15 protein-coding genes are annotated in these 15,717 nt (G+C 68.6%); 10 read left to right on the forward strand and 5 right to left on the reverse strand.

Annotated features, from left to right (window positions below; genetic code table 11):
• Positions 1–20: 20 nt before the first annotated feature.
• The 9 genes from HLB44_RS19225 (at position 21) to HLB44_RS19265 (ending at position 11,341) form a co-directional block, all read left to right on the forward strand.
• Complete coding sequence (locus tag HLB44_RS19225) at positions 21–2,279, forward strand: beta propeller repeat protein (protein WP_173125470.1); 2,259 nt, start codon at positions 21–23, stop codon at positions 2,277–2,279.
• A 55-nt stretch (positions 2,280–2,334) separates the two neighbouring features.
• Positions 2,335–3,042, forward strand: a complete 708-nt coding sequence (locus HLB44_RS19230; protein WP_173125472.1) for a response regulator transcription factor — start codon at positions 2,335–2,337, stop codon at positions 3,040–3,042.
• A 25-nt stretch (positions 3,043–3,067) separates the two neighbouring features.
• The gene (locus HLB44_RS19235; RefSeq protein WP_173125474.1) at positions 3,068–4,528 is read left to right on the forward strand and encodes a sensor histidine kinase; all 1,461 of its coding nucleotides are present in this window, start codon (positions 3,068–3,070) and stop codon (positions 4,526–4,528) included.
• A 149-nt stretch (positions 4,529–4,677) separates the two neighbouring features.
• Complete coding sequence (locus HLB44_RS19240; protein WP_173125476.1) at positions 4,678–5,889, forward strand: maltoporin; 1,212 nt, start codon at positions 4,678–4,680, stop codon at positions 5,887–5,889.
• A gap of 63 nt (positions 5,890–5,952) precedes the next feature.
• Positions 5,953–7,215, forward strand: coding sequence for an ABC transporter substrate-binding protein (locus HLB44_RS19245; protein ID WP_173125478.1), 1,263 nt, complete (start codon positions 5,953–5,955; stop codon positions 7,213–7,215).
• Between the two features lie 100 nt (positions 7,216–7,315).
• Positions 7,316–8,194 carry a carbohydrate ABC transporter permease gene (locus HLB44_RS19250; protein ID WP_173125480.1) on the forward strand — a complete coding sequence of 293 codons (879 nt, stop codon included), beginning with the start codon at positions 7,316–7,318 and terminating at the stop codon, positions 8,192–8,194.
• A complete protein-coding gene (locus HLB44_RS19255) occupies positions 8,191–9,045 on the forward strand; it encodes an ABC transporter permease subunit (RefSeq protein ID WP_173125482.1) in 855 nt (284 codons plus the stop codon). Before HLB44_RS19250 ends, HLB44_RS19255 begins: the two co-directional genes overlap by 4 nt.
• A gap of 15 nt (positions 9,046–9,060) precedes the next feature.
• Positions 9,061–10,125, forward strand: coding sequence for an ABC transporter ATP-binding protein (locus HLB44_RS19260; protein WP_173125484.1), 1,065 nt, complete (start codon positions 9,061–9,063; stop codon positions 10,123–10,125).
• 7 nt (positions 10,126–10,132) lie between these two features.
• On the forward strand, positions 10,133–11,341 hold the full coding sequence (locus tag HLB44_RS19265) for an AGE family epimerase/isomerase (protein ID WP_173125486.1): 1,209 nt from the start codon (positions 10,133–10,135) through the stop codon (positions 11,339–11,341).
• Here the strand turns inward: HLB44_RS19265 and slmA are convergent.
• The 3 genes from slmA to argB form a co-directional block, all read right to left on the reverse strand.
• The gene (slmA, locus tag HLB44_RS19270) at positions 11,331–12,026 is read right to left on the reverse strand and encodes a nucleoid occlusion factor SlmA (RefSeq protein WP_173125488.1); all 696 of its coding nucleotides are present in this window, start codon (positions 12,024–12,026) and stop codon (positions 11,331–11,333) included. The genes HLB44_RS19265 and slmA overlap by 11 nt on opposite strands.
• A gap of 82 nt (positions 12,027–12,108) precedes the next feature.
• Positions 12,109–12,807 (reverse strand): pyrimidine 5'-nucleotidase, encoded by a 699-nt coding sequence (locus tag HLB44_RS19275; RefSeq protein WP_173125490.1) that lies wholly within the window; start codon positions 12,805–12,807, stop codon positions 12,109–12,111.
• A gap of 5 nt (positions 12,808–12,812) precedes the next feature.
• Entirely contained in the window at positions 12,813–13,721 is a 909-nt protein-coding gene (gene argB, locus HLB44_RS19280) for an acetylglutamate kinase (RefSeq protein WP_173125492.1), read from the reverse strand.
• Between the two features lie 72 nt (positions 13,722–13,793).
• On the opposite strand from argB, the gene dmeF reads away from it, so the two are divergent.
• Positions 13,794–14,828 (forward strand): CDF family Co(II)/Ni(II) efflux transporter DmeF, encoded by a 1,035-nt coding sequence (gene dmeF / locus HLB44_RS19285; protein ID WP_173125494.1) that lies wholly within the window; start codon positions 13,794–13,796, stop codon positions 14,826–14,828.
• A gap of 9 nt (positions 14,829–14,837) precedes the next feature.
• On the opposite strand, the gene HLB44_RS19290 is transcribed toward dmeF, so the two are convergent.
• Both HLB44_RS19290 and HLB44_RS19295 read right to left on the reverse strand, forming a co-directional pair.
• On the reverse strand, positions 14,838–15,278 hold the full coding sequence (locus tag HLB44_RS19290; protein ID WP_173125496.1) for a type II secretion system protein: 441 nt from the start codon (positions 15,276–15,278) through the stop codon (positions 14,838–14,840).
• A gap of 25 nt (positions 15,279–15,303) precedes the next feature.
• The gene (locus tag HLB44_RS19295) at positions 15,304–15,714 is read right to left on the reverse strand and encodes a type II secretion system protein (protein ID WP_173125498.1); all 411 of its coding nucleotides are present in this window, start codon (positions 15,712–15,714) and stop codon (positions 15,304–15,306) included.
• Positions 15,715–15,717: the final 3 nt, after the last annotated feature.

Below are 15,717 nucleotides of genomic sequence, written 5' to 3' on the forward strand. Positions count from 1 at the left end.
TCGATACACAGGGAGAGAGCATGAGAAGAGTGATGCTCGCGGCATGGGCCGCGGTGGCCGCCTGCGGCGGCGGATCGGGCGGCGATTCGACCGGCACTTCCCCACCACCCGCACCGGCCCCACCGGCGCAGGCCACCCTGACCGGCTGGACCGGCGAACGCGAAGCGTGGGCTCAGGCAACCATCACGCTGACCTGCGCCGACGGCAGCGAGGCGCAGGCAGTGAGCTCCCGCGAAGGGCGCTACACCGCCACCGTTCCCGCCGCCGGGCTGCCCTGCCTGGCTCAAGCGCGCAAGAGCGACAACGCGAGCTTATGGTCGGCGGCGCTTGCCGCGGGCACGGTCAATGTCACGACCCTGAGCGATGCGCTGCTGGCTCGGCTCCTGCAGCAGCCCACCAATGGCCTGTTCGGCGATGCCGGACTCGCTCGCAGGCTGTCGGCCGCTTCCGTGGCCGAAGCGGACGTCGCGCTGCGCGCGGCACTTGCCGACGTCGACCTCGGCACGGCGGCCTCGCCGCTCACCACGCCGATCGGAACGAGCGCCGATGATCCGCTGGTGCGAGCCAACGGCCGGCTGCTCGACCACCTCTCCGCACGCGGCATGACGGCGCTGACCCTCGTCCACGCCCTGGCGTATCAGCGCAACGCAGGGGCGTTGCGCATGGGGCTGGCCGAGGGCGACCTCGGCCGCATGCTCGCGCTGCCGACGGCCGTGGACCGACCGGGGCTGCTGCCCGACGCGGTGCGATCCAGCCCCGCCCAGTTGTCCGGCACGTCGGCCGTTCCGTTCCTGTCCACGCGCGATGTGACCTTCCGCGGCAGCGACGGCGGCCGGCGCTGGGAACCGATCGGCGCGCTGCTGTCCACGGTGACGGACTACCGCGGTCTGCTGCTCGGCCTCAGCCGCCAGAGGCTGATGATCAGCAGTGACGCGGGGCGAACCTGGGCTGCGGTGGCCGGGGGCCCGAGCGGCCTCGGTTTCGCCCACTTCGTCAAGCCCGAGGACGGCCGGCTCTGGGTGCTGACCGATGCCGGCCCGGCCTATGCGAGCGCCGACGGGCTGCACTGGCAATCCGCCACGCCCGACGAGGCCGTGCGTGACGCGCAGTTCTATCCGTGGCGCCACCGGGCGCCGCCGCTGCGCAGCGTGACCAACGCCGGAAACGGCACCGTGCTCTCCTGCCTGGCCAGTGCCTGCACGTCAGCGCGCATCGCCGACTGGACCGAGATCTGGTCGATCCATGCGGTGCAGGGCAGCGACGAGTTCCTCGCCCATACGGGCGGTGGGGGCGGCGGTGAGCGCCTGGCCATCAGCAGCGACGGCTTGACCTGGCGTCCGATCGGCAGCGCGTTGATCGGACCCAACGATCGCGCGCTGCGCACGTCGACCGGTCGCCTGCTGGTGTCCGGTCCGCCTGTGAAGCCGCTCGTGACGGACGATGAGGGCGCAACGTGGCAAACCCTCGACATCACGCCCCATGGTGACTGGCAGGCGCTTGGCGCGGCATCGCAGCTGCGCCGGCGCGTTCCCTCGGAGCTCGAGCTCAGCACCGACGGTGGCCAGCACTGGCGGATGGCTCCGCTGACGATCAACGGCGATGTGCTGCTCGACGTTCAGCGCTCGCCCGCCGGCCTGGCGCTGCGGCAGCGCGGTCCAGGCCTCCTCGAGCTCAGCGAGGACGGCGGCATCACCTGGGCCCCCACGTCGCTCGGTGAGCTCGGCAGCTTCGCGTGGCTCGGCGATCGGTTTGCGGTCATCGACGCGGTCAACGGCTTGCGCACCAGCCGCGACGGCCGGACGTGGACCGTGATGCCGCGCCCGGAAATGCCGCTGTTCCTGCCGCGGAACATCGCCGGCGATGGCCGGACATGGCTGTGGCGGTTCCAAGACCGGCCCAGCGGCACGAGCACGAGCCTGCTCGAGAGCCGGGACCAGGGCCGCACCTGGGCAGCCCCGGAGCTTCCCGACCCTGCAGCGCGGAGCGGCGGCGTGTTCAGCTGCGACGGAGGGCTCTATCTCGGCGTCGACCGGGGGCTGTGGCTGCGCGTGTATCCCAGCGGATGGCGTCAGGTCCCCTTGCCGGTCGGCGCCTTTGCCATCGGTTGCGAACGCGGCCTGCTGCTCGCCGAAACCTTCCCGTCCGACCACGATCGCCACCTGGCCAGCGCCGACCGCGGACTCACCTGGACACCCATCGGCCGCCCCGGCACGACACAGGTCTTCGACGGCGAGCGCTGGTGGTCGATCGGCCCGACGAGCATGACACTGTGGCCTTGACGCCCGGGGTATTCAAGGATCGTTAAGCCGCCGTAAACCCATTAAGCTCGCGGCCATGAACCTGCTGTTGGCCGAAGACGACGCGATCCTCGCCGATGCGCTGACGGCGCAGCTGCAGCAAGCCGGCTTCGCGGTCGAGCATGCGCCGAACGGTGCGGTCGCCGAGTACCTGATGCTCAAGCGCGAGTTCGATGCCGCGGTGCTCGACATCGGGCTGCCGATGGTCGACGGGCTGACGGTGCTGAAGCATGTGCGCCAGAGCAAGCCCGCGCTGCCGGTGCTGGTGCTGACGGCGCTCGATGGGCTGGACGATCGCGTCGCGGGGCTCAATGCCGGCGCCGACGACTACCTGACGAAGCCGTTCGACTTCCCCGAGCTCGAAGCCCGCCTGCGCGCGCTGTTGCGGCGCACGCGCGCGCAGCCTGCGCCCTCGCCGCCTTCGGACATGGGGCGCCTGGCCTTCGACCGCGATGCGCGCCGTGCCAGCGTCGACGGGCTGCCGCTGGAGCTGTCGCCGCGCGAATGGGAGCTGCTCGATCTGCTGCTCGGCCAGCGCAACAAGGTCGTGCAGAAGGAGCAGATCACCGCCGCCTGGAATGCCGCCGACCGCGGCGGCGAGCGCAGCGGCGACGGCCCGGCCGCACCCGGGATGATCGAGGTCTACATCCACCGCCTGCGCCGCAAGCTCGAAGGCTCGGGCCTGGTGATCCGCACCGTGCGCGGTCTGGGCTACCTGCTCGAGCCCGAGGCGCCGGCGCGCTGAACGGGCGCCACAGCGCGCCGCCGCGATGCGCCCGCCCTCCTTCCTGACGCGCCTCGTCGGCAGCGCCCTCGGCCACCGCTCGCTGCACCGGCAATTGCTGCTGTGGCTGCTGCTGCCGCAGTTGGTGCTGTGGATGGCCGCGGCTTTCGTCACCTACAACGTCGCCGAGCGTTACGCCAGCCGCGGCATCGATGCCAGCCTGCTGCAGGCCACGCGCTCGCTGGCGCGCCAGGTCAAGCCGGTCAGCGATGGCCTGTTCATCGACTTCCCGCGCGCCGCGCAGGACATCATCGAGGCCGACCCGGACGACCGCGTCTACTACATGGTGTCGACGCCGCCGGGCAAGTTCATCCTCGGCAACAAGCAGCTGCCGCTGCCGCCGGGCGCGGAGGCGCCGCGCCTGGGCGAGCCGGTGTTCTACGACGCGACGCTGGACAAGGTGCGCATTCGTCTCGCGGCACTGTTCCTGCCGATCGGCTCCAAGGGCCCTGACGGACGCGTCGGCGAAAAGGGCTCGAACGAGGTGCTGCTGGTGCAGATCGCGCGCAGCCAGGCCAGCCGCGACGAGCTGGCCAAGAGCATCCTGCTCGACACCGTGCTGCCGCTGTCGGCGCTGATCGCGCTGATGACGATGATCGTCTGGGCCGGCATCCGCGCCGGGCTGGCGCCGCTGGCGCGGCTGCGCGCGCTGGTCGAGGACCGCGCGCCGAACGACCTCGCGCCGCTGGAGCTCGAAGCCGCGCCGCAGGAGGTGCGCGCGCTGGCCCGCGCGCTGAATGCCCTGCTCGCCGCGGTGCAGGAAAGTGTCGCCGGGCAGCGCCGCTTCATCAGCAATGCCGCGCACCAGCTGCGCACGCCGCTGGCCGGACTGAAGAGCCAGACCGAGATCGCGCTGCAGAGCAACCACGACCCCGCGCTCGCCGCGCGGCTCGAGCGCGTGCACGAGGGCGCAGTGCGCAGCGCGCACCTCGTCAACCAGTTGCTGACCTTGACCCGCGCCGAGCCCGAAGCGGCCGGCGCCTTGCCGCGGACCTGCGTCGACCTGCGCGCGCTGGTCGTCGCGCTGGTTGCCGAGTGCGTGCCGCGCGCGCTCGCCGCGGGCATCGACCTCGGCATCGAAGACCCACTACCTAGCGCCGAAAGCGTGCGTGTGATGGGCGCCGAGCTGCTGCTGCGCGAAGCCGTCTTCAACCTCGTCGACAACGCGATCCGCTACGCCGGCCGTGGCGCCGAAGTCACCGTGTCGGTGCGCGCCGAAAGCGGCCGCGCCCTGGTCGAGGTCGCCGACAACGGCCCGGGCCTGAACGCCGAACAGCGCGAGGCCGTGTTCGGCCGCTTCGTCCGCGCGACGCACGAGGGCACCGGCTGCGGCCTCGGCCTGGCGATCGTGCGCGAGATCGCCGAACGCCACCGCGGCCGCATCACGCTCGAGCCCAACCCCCCGCAGGGCCTGCGCGCCCGCTTCGAGCTCCCGCTTCAACCTTGACAATGGTCTGAACATGACATTAACTTAGCATTAATACCTAGAGACGATCATTAAAGCTTTATGGAACATTAACGCTGCCTTGCGTTGATGTTCTGTGTGGCTGCACAGACGGCGAGGCGCCCCACCCACAACGACGGAGACCTCGACGCATGGATGCACCCACCCCCGCCCCTCACCCCAGCGCCCCGCCGCGCCGCTCGGTCCTGGTCTCGGCCGCTGCGGCGGCGCTGCTGGCCGCGGCCGGCAGCGCGCAGGCCGTCGACTACACCGGTTACTTCCGCGCCGGCCCCGGCCTGACTTCCGAGGACGCGTCACGTGCGTGTTATGGGCTGCGCGCCGGCAGCGCCGGCATGAAGTACCGCCTCGGCAACGAATGCGACTTCTACGGCGAATTCCAGCTGAGCCAGGGCTTCCAGAAGGACGGCATCGACTACCGCGCGACGCTGATGGTCAACCACTACACGCCGGCCACGCAGGACAACCCGGACAAGGGCCTGAACATCGAGCAGATGTTCGCCGAGGCGAAGGGCTTCGACATCGCGCCGAACGCCACCTTCTGGATCGGCAAGGAACGCGGCCGGCGCGGCGACGTGCACATCGTCGACACCTTCTTCATCGAGATGCTCGGCGTCGGCGCCGGCTTCAAGAACCAGCCGGTGGGCGCCGGCAAGCTCGGTGCGGCGTTCTACAAGACCGACAGCGACTATCCGCGCCCGGGCAACCGCATCAACGTCGAGTACCTCGGCCTGCCCGTCAATCCGAACGGCACGCTGAACTTCTTCTTCACCGCGACCAAGGGCGACTTCAAGGGCGGCAAGGCCGGCACCGGCCTGACCGTGCGCCACGACCAGGTGCAGCTGTTCGGCACCGGGCTGTCGAACAGCCTGTGGCTGCAGTTCGCGCAAGGCTCGGCCGGGCTCAACGGCAACTGGGGCGACCTCGCCGCCGGCTCGAAGGCCAAGAGCTGGCGCATCGTCGAGACCTTCAACGGCCAGAGCGGCCCGCTCGGCGGCCAGGCGATGCTGCTGCTGGCGAGCGAAAAGAACGGCGCCGGCGTGAAGACCGATTCGGCCAGCATCGGCGGCCGGGCGTCCTATGCGGTGACGAAGAACCTGAAGCTGGTGGGCGAGCTCGGCGTCTCGCAATACAAGCCCGAAGGCGGGCAGACCGCTCGGCTGACCAAGTTCACCTTCGCGCCGACCTTGTCGGTCGGCCCCGACTTCTGGAGCCGCCCCGAGTTCCGCCTCTATGTGACGACCGCCAAGTGGAACAAGGCCGCGGGCAACGTGACCGGGCAGGCGGCGCTGGCGAACGAGACCTCGGGCACCAGCTACGGCGCCCAGGTCGAATGGTGGTTCTGAGCATGGCCCGCGACGACCTCGCAACCTATGCTCAACGATGAACGTGCATCAAGGAGACTGACGATGAATCGATCGAACACGCGGCGCCTCGGCGCGATCACCCTCGCCTGCAGCGCACTGCTCGCCAGCGCCGCGGCCGGCGCCGGCGAAGTCGAGGTGCTGCACTGGTGGACCTCCGGCGGCGAGGCCAAGGCCGCGGCTGCCCTGAAGCTGACACTGCAAAAGGGCGGCCACCGCTGGAAGGACTTCGCGGTCGCCGGCGGCGGCGGCGATTCGGCGATGACGGTGCTGAAGTCACGCGTCGTCTCGGGCAACGCGCCCTCGGCGGCGCAGATCAAGGGCCCGTCGCTGCAGGAGTGGGCGCGCGAAGGCGTGCTGGCCAACATCGACGACGTCGCCAAGGCCGAGAAGTGGGACGAGCTGCTGCCGAAGATCGTCTCCGACGGCATGAAATACAAGGGCAACTACATCGCCGCGCCGGTCAACGTGCACCGCGTCAACTGGCTGTGGGTCAACCCCGAGGCACTGAAGAAGGCCGGTGCCAAGCTGCCGACGACCTGGGACGAATTCTTCGCCGCCGGCGACGCGCTGAAGAAGGCCGGCATCATCCCGCTCGCCCACGGCGGCCAGAACTGGCAGGACTTCACCACCTTCGAAAGCGTCGCGCTCGGCATCGGCGGCGCCGAGTTCTACAAGAAGGCGCTGGTGCAGCTGGACGCGGCAACGATCACCGGCCCGCAGATGACCCAGGTGCTCGAGACCTTCAAGAAGGTCAAGGGCTACACCGACAAGAACGCCCCCGGCCGCGACTGGAACCTGGCGACCGCGATGGTCATCAAGGGCGAGGCCGGCATGCAGCTGATGGGCGACTGGGCCAAGGGCGAATTCATCGCCGCCGGCAAGACCCCGGGCACCGATTTCGTCTGCACGCCGGCGCCCGGCAGCGCCAAGGCCTTCACCTTCAACGTCGACTCGTTCGCGATGTTCAAGCTCAAGGATGCGGCCAACGTCGCGGCACAGAAGGAGCTGGCCAAGGAGATCATGGCGCCGAACTTCCAGGAGCTCTTCAACCTGTACAAGGGCTCGATCCCGGTGCGGCTGGGCATGAAGATGGACAAGTTCGACGACTGCGCCAAGGCCTCGGCCAAGGACTTCGTCGACACCGCCAAGGCCGGCGCGCTGGTGCCCTCGATCGCCCACGGCATGGCCGTGCCCTCGGCCGTCGAAGGCGCGATCAAGGATGTCGTCAGCCAGTTCTGGAACGACGACAAGATGAGCGTGGCCGACGCGCAATCGCGCATCGCCAGCGCCGCGAAGACGAAGTAGTCACAGCGACAAGAGCAAGACAGAGCGTTTCACCGGAGCTTGGCGCCACGCGTTGCTGCCGCGCGCGTGGCGCTCTTTTCAAACGTTATCCCACGAGTCGATGTCCGCTCCTTCCGCCTTGCGCACACCGTGGCTGCCGAAGCTCGTGGTCGCACCCAGCTTCGTGCTGGCCCTGGTCTTCATCTACGGCTTCATCGCCTGGAACGGCTACCTGTCGCTGTCGGCCTCGCGGCTGCTGCCGAACTACACGTTCGCCGGATTCGAGCAGTACGTGAACCTGTTCGAGAGCGATCGCTTCCGCGTCGCGCTGAAGAACATGCTGGTCTTCGGCGGGCTCTTCATCGGCGGCGCGATGGCGCTCGGCCTGATGTTGGCCATCCTGCTCGACCAGAAGATCCGCGCCGAGGGCCTGCTGCGCACGATCTACCTGTACCCGATGGCGATCTCCTTCATCGTCACCGGCACCGCGTGGAAGTGGATGCTGAACCCCGGCCTCGGGCTCGAGCACCTGATGCACCAGTGGGGCTTCGAATCGTTCAGCTTCGACTGGCTGGTGAATCCGGAGAAAGCCATCTACTGCGTCGCCATCGCCGGCATCTGGCAGAGCGCCGGCTTCGTGATGGCGCTGTTCCTCGCCGGATTGCGCGGCATCGACGAATCGATCATCAAGGCCGCGCAGGTCGATGGCGCCAGCCAGCCGCGCATCTACTGGCGCATCCTGATCCCCAGCCTGCGGCCGGTGTTCTTCTCGACGCTGATGGTCGTCAGCCACCTGGCGATCAAGAGCTTCGATCTCGTGATGGCGCTGACCGCCGGCGGCCCCGGCTACGCCACCGACCTGCCGGCGACCTTCATGTACGCGATGAGCTTCACGCGCGGCCAGCTCGGCCTGGGCGCCGCGAGCGCGACGGTGATGCTGGCGACGGTCGCGGCGATCGTCGTGCCCTACCTGTATTCCGAACTGAGGGCCAAGAAGTGAATCGGCTGAACATTCACCGCGTGCTGCTGTGGGGCGCGCTGCTGCTGTTCGCGGCCTGGTTCCTGGCGCCGCTGTACGTGATGGTGGTGACCTCGTTGAAGGACATGGAGCAGGTGCGCACGGGCCATCTGCTGTCGCTGCCGACCGATCCGACGCTGGCTGCCTGGGCCAAGGCCTGGAGCACCGCCTGCACGGGCACCGATTGCGGCGGGCTGAAGCCGTTCTTCTTCAACAGCGTCGCGATGGTCGTGCCGGCGGTTGCGGTATCGACGCTGGTCGGCGCGCTGAATGGCTACGTTTTGGCCAAATGGCGCTTTCGCGGCAGCGAGACGATGTTTGCGCTGATGCTGTTCGGCGTCTTCATGCCGATGCAGGTGGTGCTGCTGCCGATGAGCCAGGTGCTGGGCTGGCTCGGCATTGCATCGTCGATCTGGGGCCTGATCCTCGTGCACGTGATCGCCGGCATTCCGTCGACCACCCTCTTCTTCCGCAACTACTACGTCGGCCTGCCGGATGAACTGGTGAAGGCCGCGATGCTCGACGGCGCGTCGTTCTGGCAGATCTTCACGCGCATCGTGCTGCCGCTGTCGACGCCGATCCTGGTCGTCACGCTGATCTGGCAGTTCACCAACATCTGGAACGACTTCCTCTACGGCGTGGTGTTCTCCGGCGCCGATTCGAAGCCGATCACCGTCGGCCTCAACAACCTGTCGAACACCTCGAGCACGGTGAAGGAATACAACGTCGACATGGCCGCGGCATTGATCGCCGCGCTGCCGACCTTGTTCGTCTACATCGTCGCCGGCAAGTACTTCGTGCGCGGCCTCACGGCCGGCGCCGTCAAGGGTTAGGACTTCAAGCACACCATGGGCGCACTTTCGATCCGCAACGTCCGCAAGACCTTCGGCCCGGTCGAGATCCTCAAGGGGATTCACATCGACATCGAGGCCGGCGAATTCCTGATCCTGGTCGGCCCCTCGGGCTGCGGCAAGTCGACGCTGCTGAACATGATCGCGGGCCTGGACGTGCCGAGCTCCGGCAGCATCCACATGGGAGAGCGCGACATCACGCATCTGCCCAGCAAGGACCGCGACATCGCGATGGTGTTCCAGAGCTACGCGCTCTATCCGAACATGAACGTCGCGCAGAACATCGCGTTCGCGCTGGAGATGCGCAAAGTGCCGAAGCCGCAGCGCGAAGCAGCGGTGCAGCGCGTCGCGAAGATGCTGCAGATCGGCCACCTGCTCGACCGCAAGCCCGGCGCGCTGTCCGGCGGCCAGCGCCAGCGTGTCGCGATGGGCCGCGCATTGGCGCGTGATCCGAAGCTCTTCCTGTTCGACGAGCCGCTGTCGAACCTGGACGCGAAGCTGCGCGTCGAGATGCGCGCCGAGATCAAGCTGCTGCACCAGCGCACGAAGACGACCACCGTCTACGTCACGCACGACCAGGTCGAGGCGATGACGCTGGGCGACCGCATCGCGGTGATGAAGGACGGTGTGGTGCAGCAGTTCGGCACGCCGGACGACATCTACACGCGGCCGGCGACGCGCTTCGTCGCGGAGTTCATCGGCTCGCCGGCGATGAATCTGATAACGGCTCAACGAAGCGGCGAGACACTGCTGGCGCATGGCATCGAGCTCGCGGCCAGCGAGACGCAGCGCGCCGCGATCGCGCAAGCCGCCGGCCCCGAGCTGGTCTACGGCCTGCGGCCCGAGAGCCTGCAGTTCGCCGACGCCGGCCTGCCGGGCACGCTGGCGATGATCGAGCCGACGGGTCCCGAGACGTATGTCCTCGTGGACACTGCCGTCGGCCAGCTGACCGTGCGCGTGCCGGGCAACACGCAGCAGCGCGTCGGCGAGCGCGTGCACCTGCAATGGCAGCCGCAGCAGGCGCATCTGTTCGATGCCCGCACCGAAGCGCGTGTGGTCTGATCCGGCCATGCCCGACTTCCGCTCGCCCGAGTTCCTGCGCAGCCACGTGCTGCAGACGATGGCCTTCTACGACGGGCGCTGTCTCGATGCGAGCGGCGGCTTCTTCCAGGCCTTTCGCGACGACGGCAGCGTCTACGACCCGCGCACCCGGCACCTGGTCGGCAGCGCGCGCTTCGTGATCACGCACGCGATGGCGGCGCGCGCGTTTGCGGACCATGCGCGCGCCGGCGCCTGGCATGAGGCTGCCGCGCACGGGCTGCGCTTTCTCGACACGGCCCACCGCGATCCCGTGCAGGGCGGTTATCACTGGCTGCTCGATTGGGACGGCCGCGACGCGACCGTGCGCGACGCGACGAAGCACTGCTACGGCCTGGCCTTCGTTCTGCTGGCGCATGCGCAGGCCTTGCGCATCGACGTGCCCGGCGCGGCCGACGGCCTGCACGCAACGTTCGAGTTGATGGAGCGCCACTTCTGGGAACCGGATGCGCAGCTCTACGCCGACGAAGCCAGCGCCGATTGGCAGCTGTCGCCCTACCGCGGCCAGAATGCCAACATGCACGCCTGCGAAGCGATGCTCGCGGCCTTCGACGCCACCGGTGAAAGACACTGGCTGCAGCGCGCCGGGCAGATCGCCGAAGCCGTCACCCTGCGCCTCGCGCAGCAGGCCGACGGCCTGATCTGGGAGCACTACGACAAACACTGGCGCATCGACCGCGACTACCACCGCGACGATCCCGCCAACCTGTTCCGGCCCTGGGGCTTCCAGACCGGCCACCTGACCGAGTGGGCGAAGCTGCTGCTGACCCTCGAGGCACGCGCGCCCGATGCGTCGACGGGCCTCGACCGCATCGGCCGCGCGCAGCGCCTGTTCGATGCCGCATGGCGCGAAGGCTGGGATGCCGAGCACGGCGGGCTGGTCTACGGTTTCGCCGAAGCACCGGCCGGGGGCTACGCGGTGTGCGATGCGCACAAGTACTACTGGGTGCAGTCCGAGTCTTTCGCCGCCGCCGCGCGGCTGCAAGCCTGGCAGCACTACGACCGGCTGTGGGCCCATGCGTGGTCGCACTTCGTCGACCATCGATACGGCGCCTGGTACCGCATCCTGTCGAGCGACAACCGCAAGCTCAGCGACCAGAAGAGCCCGCCCGGCAAGACCGACTATCACACGATCGGTGCGTGCCTCGACGTGCTCGAGGCCATGGGTCCTACTCGGTGAGTCGGGGCAGCAGCGTATCGAGGTGCTCGGTCGGGCTGCGCTTGAAGCCCGAGCGCGCATAACGCTGCAGGCGGCCGACGATCAGCGCGGTCAGCCCCGAGGCCAGCGCGTTGGCATCGACCGTCGGCGTGATCGAGCCGTTCGCATCGGCGGCATTGCGCAGGCTCTGGCGCAGCTGACTCTCGACACGGTCGAAGAACTGGTTCATGCGCGTGATCAGGCGCTCGTTCTCGAACACCAGCGCATCGCCGACCATCACCCGCACCATGCCCGGGTTCTTCTCGCCGAACTGCAGCAGCATCACGGCGATCTTGTGCGCCTGCACCGTGCCGCCGGTCTCGCGCTCGGCGATCTGGTTGACCAGCGTGAAGACGCTCGATTCGATGAACTCGATCAGCCCCTCGAACATCTGCGCCTTGCTGGCGAAGTGGCGATACAGCGCCGCTTCGCTGACCTCGAGCCGCGCGGCGAGCGCGGCAGTGGTGATGCGTTCGGCGCCGGGCTGCTCGAGCATCGCGGCCAGCGTCTGCAGGATCTGCACGCGGCGTTCGCCGGGGCGCGGGCGCTTGCGCGTGGGGGTGGCGACCGTGGCTTCCTCGAGCACCGGATCGCTCGTCGTCACCAGCGGTGCGTCCTGTTCGGGTGCGACGCTGGCGTCGCCGGATGGCACTGACTGTTCGGACATCACGGCGTGGAGGGGTTCTCGAGAGGCGAGAGACCGAAACATTCTGGCACAGCGGCCCTTGCCGGCCGGGGGCTGGAAAACACTAGGGGCGGACAGAACCGCGCCGAAGCGGTCGCAGTGCACGGACCACGCGGTCGACGTAGGCCGGCCGCTTCGACCAGCGTTCGACATGGCCGCCGTACGGATTGATGCGCGCATAACGCTGCATCCACACCGTGCCCATGCCGACGCGGCGCGCCGACTTCTGGTGCTGCAGCGTGTCTTCCACCAGCACGCAGCGCGACGGATGCACGCCCAGCCGCACGGCAATGCAGCGCAGCATGCGCGCATCGGGCTTCGGCCGCCACTGGCCGAAGCAGACCATGTCCTCGACCGCCAGCACGCCGTCGAACAGGTGCTCGATGCGCAGCGCGCGCAGCACGCGCAAGGCGTAGGCCCGCGGCCCGTTGGTCAGGATGAACTTGCGCCCGGGCAGCGCCTTCAGCGCGACGAAGTCGTGCCGGTGGCCGCTGATCTGCGCTTCCAGCCCCGGCAGCCGGTGCGTGTCGTGCAGGAAGTGCGCGGCGCGGATGCCGTGGTGGCGCACCAGCCCGAGCAAGGTCGCGCCGTAGCGCTGCCAGTAATGGTGGCGCAGCGCGTTCGACTCTTCTTCGCTCAGCTGCAGCTCACGCTGCACGAACGCGCCGATCGAGCGGTTGAGCTCGACGAAGACGTGCGATGCCGCGTCGTGCAGCGTGTTGTCGAGGTCGAAGAGCCAGACCGGGGCAGCGGATCGAATCATCCGTCTCAATGTGATCGGATCATCGTGCCGTAGGCCTGATCGGTCAGGATCTCCAGCAGCATCGCGTGCGGCACGCGCCCGTCGATGATGTGCACGGCATTGACGCCGCTCTTGGCCGCATCCAGCGCGCCGGCGATCTTGGGCAGCATGCCGCCGGAGATGGTGCCGTCGGCGAAGAGCTCGTCGATGCGGCGCGCGGTCAGGTCGGTCAGCAGCTGGCCTGACTTGTCGAGCACCCCCGGCGTGTTGGTCAACATCATCAATTTTTCGGCCTTCAGCACCTCGGCGAGCTTGGCGGCCACCAGGTCGGCGTTGATGTTGAAGCTCTCGTGGCTGGCGCCGAAGCCGATCGGGCTGACCACCGGGATGAAGGCATCGTCCTGCAGCGCCTTGACGACGCTGGGGTCGATGGACTCGATCTCGCCGACCTGGCCGATGTCGTGCTCCTTGCTCGGATCGTCCTTGTCCTGCATGCGCAGCTTGCGCGCGCGGATCATGCCGCCGTCGAAACCGGTCAGGCCCACCGCCTTGCCGCCGGCGGCATTGATCAGGCTGACGATGTCCTGCTGCACCTCGCCGCCGAGCACCCATTCGACGACGCCCATCGTCTCCTCGTCGGTCACGCGCATGCCCTGGATGAAGGTGCCCTTCTTGCCTATCCTGGCCAGCGCCTCGTCGATCTGCGGCCCGCCGCCGTGCACGACGACCGGGTTCATGCCGACCAGCTTCAACAGCACCACGTCCTCGGCGAAATCCTGCTGCAGCGCCGGATCGGTCATCGCGTTGCCGCCGTACTTGATGACGATGGTCTTGCCGTGGTACTTGCGGATGTAGGGCAGCGCCTGCGAGAGGATCTCGGCCTTGTCGCGCGGTGTGACGTGGTCCAGGTTCGGCGGGGGGGCGACGTGTTTCATGGCCTCGCTCGCGGCGGTCGGATGGGGATGCGGTCATTGTAGGCACCGGGGCCGCGCGCTACGCTCGCGGCCATGGCCCCGCATCCGCGCGCGCAGACCTCGTCGCACACCTCGACGCACCAGCACGACCTGCGGCCGTTCCGCCACAGCCACGCCTTCGGCGACGACGAGGCGGGGCAGCAAGCGCGCGGCCGGGCGCTGGCCGGCGTCGCGCTGCTGACGGTGGTGACGATGGTGGTCGAGCTCGCCGCCGGCTGGTGGAGCGGCTCGCTCGCGCTGCTGGCCGACGGCTGGCACATGGGCACGCATGCGGCGGCGCTCGGCGGCGCGTGGTTCGCGCTGCACTGGGCACGCCGAGTGCGCGACGACGAGCGTTATGCCTTCGGCGGCTGGAAGATCGAGGTGCTGGCCGGCTACACCAGTGCGCTGCTGCTGGCCGCCGTGGCGCTCGGGCTGGCGGTGGATGCGGTGCGCACGCTGATCCAGCCGAGGCCGGTGGCGTATGCGGAGGCGATGGCCGTCGCGGTGCTCGGGCTGGTCGTCAACCTGGCGAGCGTGTGGCTGCTGGCGCGCGGCCAGGGTCGTGGAGGGCATCACCATGACCACGCGCACGCACATGTGCACGCGCACCACAACCACCAGGGCCACGGCCATGCGCATGGACATCAGCACCACGACAGCAACTTCCGCGCAGCCTATCTGCACGTGCTGGCCGATGCGCTGACCTCGGTGCTGGCGATCGCCGCGCTGGCCGGCGGCCTGTGGTTCGGCTGGGGCTGGCTCGACCCGGCAGTGGCACTGGTCGCGGCCGTGGTCATCGGCCAGTGGAGCTTCGGCCTGCTGCGCGACAGCGCGACCGCGCTGGTCGATTCCAGCGCCAAGCCGATGCTGCGCGACGCCGTGCGCACGGCGATCGAAGCCGACGGCGACGCCAAGCTCGCCGACCTGCACGTCTGGCAGGTCGGACCGCAAGCCTGGTCCGTGGTGGCCAGCGTCGTCGCCGACGATCCGAAGCCGGCGCTGGCCTACCGCGAGCGGCTGCAGGGCATTGGGGGGCTGCGGCACATCACGGTGGAAGTGCATCGCTGCCCGGGGCAGAGCTGCTGAGCATGCGCCTCAGGGACGCGCGGGCGCAACCACCGGGCCGAACTGCCATTGGGCATAGCTGGTCGCTCCCGTGAATCCGGCCTGCGCTGGATCGAACCCTTCCTGCTTGATAGGACGACCAGCCGCCAGGCTGTAGACGGCAACGATCGCGCCGCTGCCATCACGCAACACGCCCCATTCGTTCGAACCGCTCATCGGATCGGCGTAGTGCTTGCGCAGGTGCCGCCGGATGCCTGGAAATCGTGGGTCACGCAGCAGGTGGTCGAACTCCGTCGGCCCGGATCGCAACTGCACGGCCGAGGCGTTTCGATAGCTGTGGATCGCCGCCGCAAACTCCGCCCCCACCACCAGCAACGCTTCTTCGGCGTCGCGCCGCGCCATCGTCGTGCCCAGGCTCACCGCCGATGCTGCTGCCATGCCCACCATCGCCAGGGTCACCAGCAGCAGCACGTAGGCGAAGCCGCATTGGGATCGCTCACCACTGCGCATAGGGCACCCCGTTGCGCCCCGTACCGGGCGCCGTACTGTGCACGTCGTAGACCGCGCCCTTGTAGCCCGGTGGAACGGGATCGATCGTCCAGCTCGTGGCTGACTCGGTGATCGGATCGACCGGGACGCCGGCAAGGTAGCGCTTGGCAACAAGCTCTTCCAGGCTTTCGGGAAAGCGTCCCGTGTCACCGTAGAACTTTCCGATCACGTCCCGGGTCGTTCGCAGGTTGTCGAGCAGAACGGCTTCCTTCGCCGCGTCGAGTTGCCCGTAGTAGCGCGGCAAGGCCAGCGTCAACAGCACGGCGACGATCGCCAGCACAACGAGCAGCTCGATCAGCGTGAAGCCCACAGTGCGGCTCGACGTGGATACCCAACCAAGTGAGCGGCCTGTTCGCATGAC

The organism is Pseudaquabacterium terrae (genome assembly GCF_013266755.1).
GTDB lineage: Bacteria > Pseudomonadota > Gammaproteobacteria > Burkholderiales > Burkholderiaceae_C > Pseudaquabacterium > Pseudaquabacterium terrae.

Excerpts from the sequence above, each read along its gene's own strand:
- HLB44_RS19225 (WP_173125470.1), top strand. The coding sequence starts at position 21 with ATGAGAAGAGTGATGCTCGCGGCATGGGCCGCGGTGGCCGCCTGCGGC.
- HLB44_RS19230 (WP_173125472.1), top strand. The coding sequence starts at position 2,335 with ATGAACCTGCTGTTGGCCGAAGACGACGCGATCCTCGCCGATGCGCTG.
- HLB44_RS19235 (WP_173125474.1), top strand. The coding sequence starts at position 3,068 with ATGCGCCCGCCCTCCTTCCTGACGCGCCTCGTCGGCAGCGCCCTCGGC.
- HLB44_RS19240 (WP_173125476.1), top strand. The coding sequence starts at position 4,678 with ATGGATGCACCCACCCCCGCCCCTCACCCCAGCGCCCCGCCGCGCCGC.
- HLB44_RS19245 (WP_173125478.1), top strand. The coding sequence starts at position 5,953 with ATGAATCGATCGAACACGCGGCGCCTCGGCGCGATCACCCTCGCCTGC.
- HLB44_RS19250 (WP_173125480.1), top strand. The coding sequence starts at position 7,316 with ATGTCCGCTCCTTCCGCCTTGCGCACACCGTGGCTGCCGAAGCTCGTG.
- HLB44_RS19260 (WP_173125484.1), top strand. The coding sequence starts at position 9,061 with ATGGGCGCACTTTCGATCCGCAACGTCCGCAAGACCTTCGGCCCGGTC.
- HLB44_RS19265 (WP_173125486.1), top strand. The coding sequence starts at position 10,133 with ATGCCCGACTTCCGCTCGCCCGAGTTCCTGCGCAGCCACGTGCTGCAG.
- slmA (WP_173125488.1), bottom strand. The coding sequence starts at position 12,026 with ATGTCCGAACAGTCAGTGCCATCCGGCGACGCCAGCGTCGCACCCGAA.
- HLB44_RS19275 (WP_173125490.1), bottom strand. The coding sequence starts at position 12,807 with ATGATTCGATCCGCTGCCCCGGTCTGGCTCTTCGACCTCGACAACACG.
- argB (WP_173125492.1), bottom strand. The coding sequence starts at position 13,721 with ATGAAACACGTCGCCCCCCCGCCGAACCTGGACCACGTCACACCGCGC.
- dmeF (WP_173125494.1), top strand. The coding sequence starts at position 13,794 with ATGGCCCCGCATCCGCGCGCGCAGACCTCGTCGCACACCTCGACGCAC.
- HLB44_RS19295 (WP_173125498.1), bottom strand. The coding sequence starts at position 15,714 with ATGCGAACAGGCCGCTCACTTGGTTGGGTATCCACGTCGAGCCGCACT.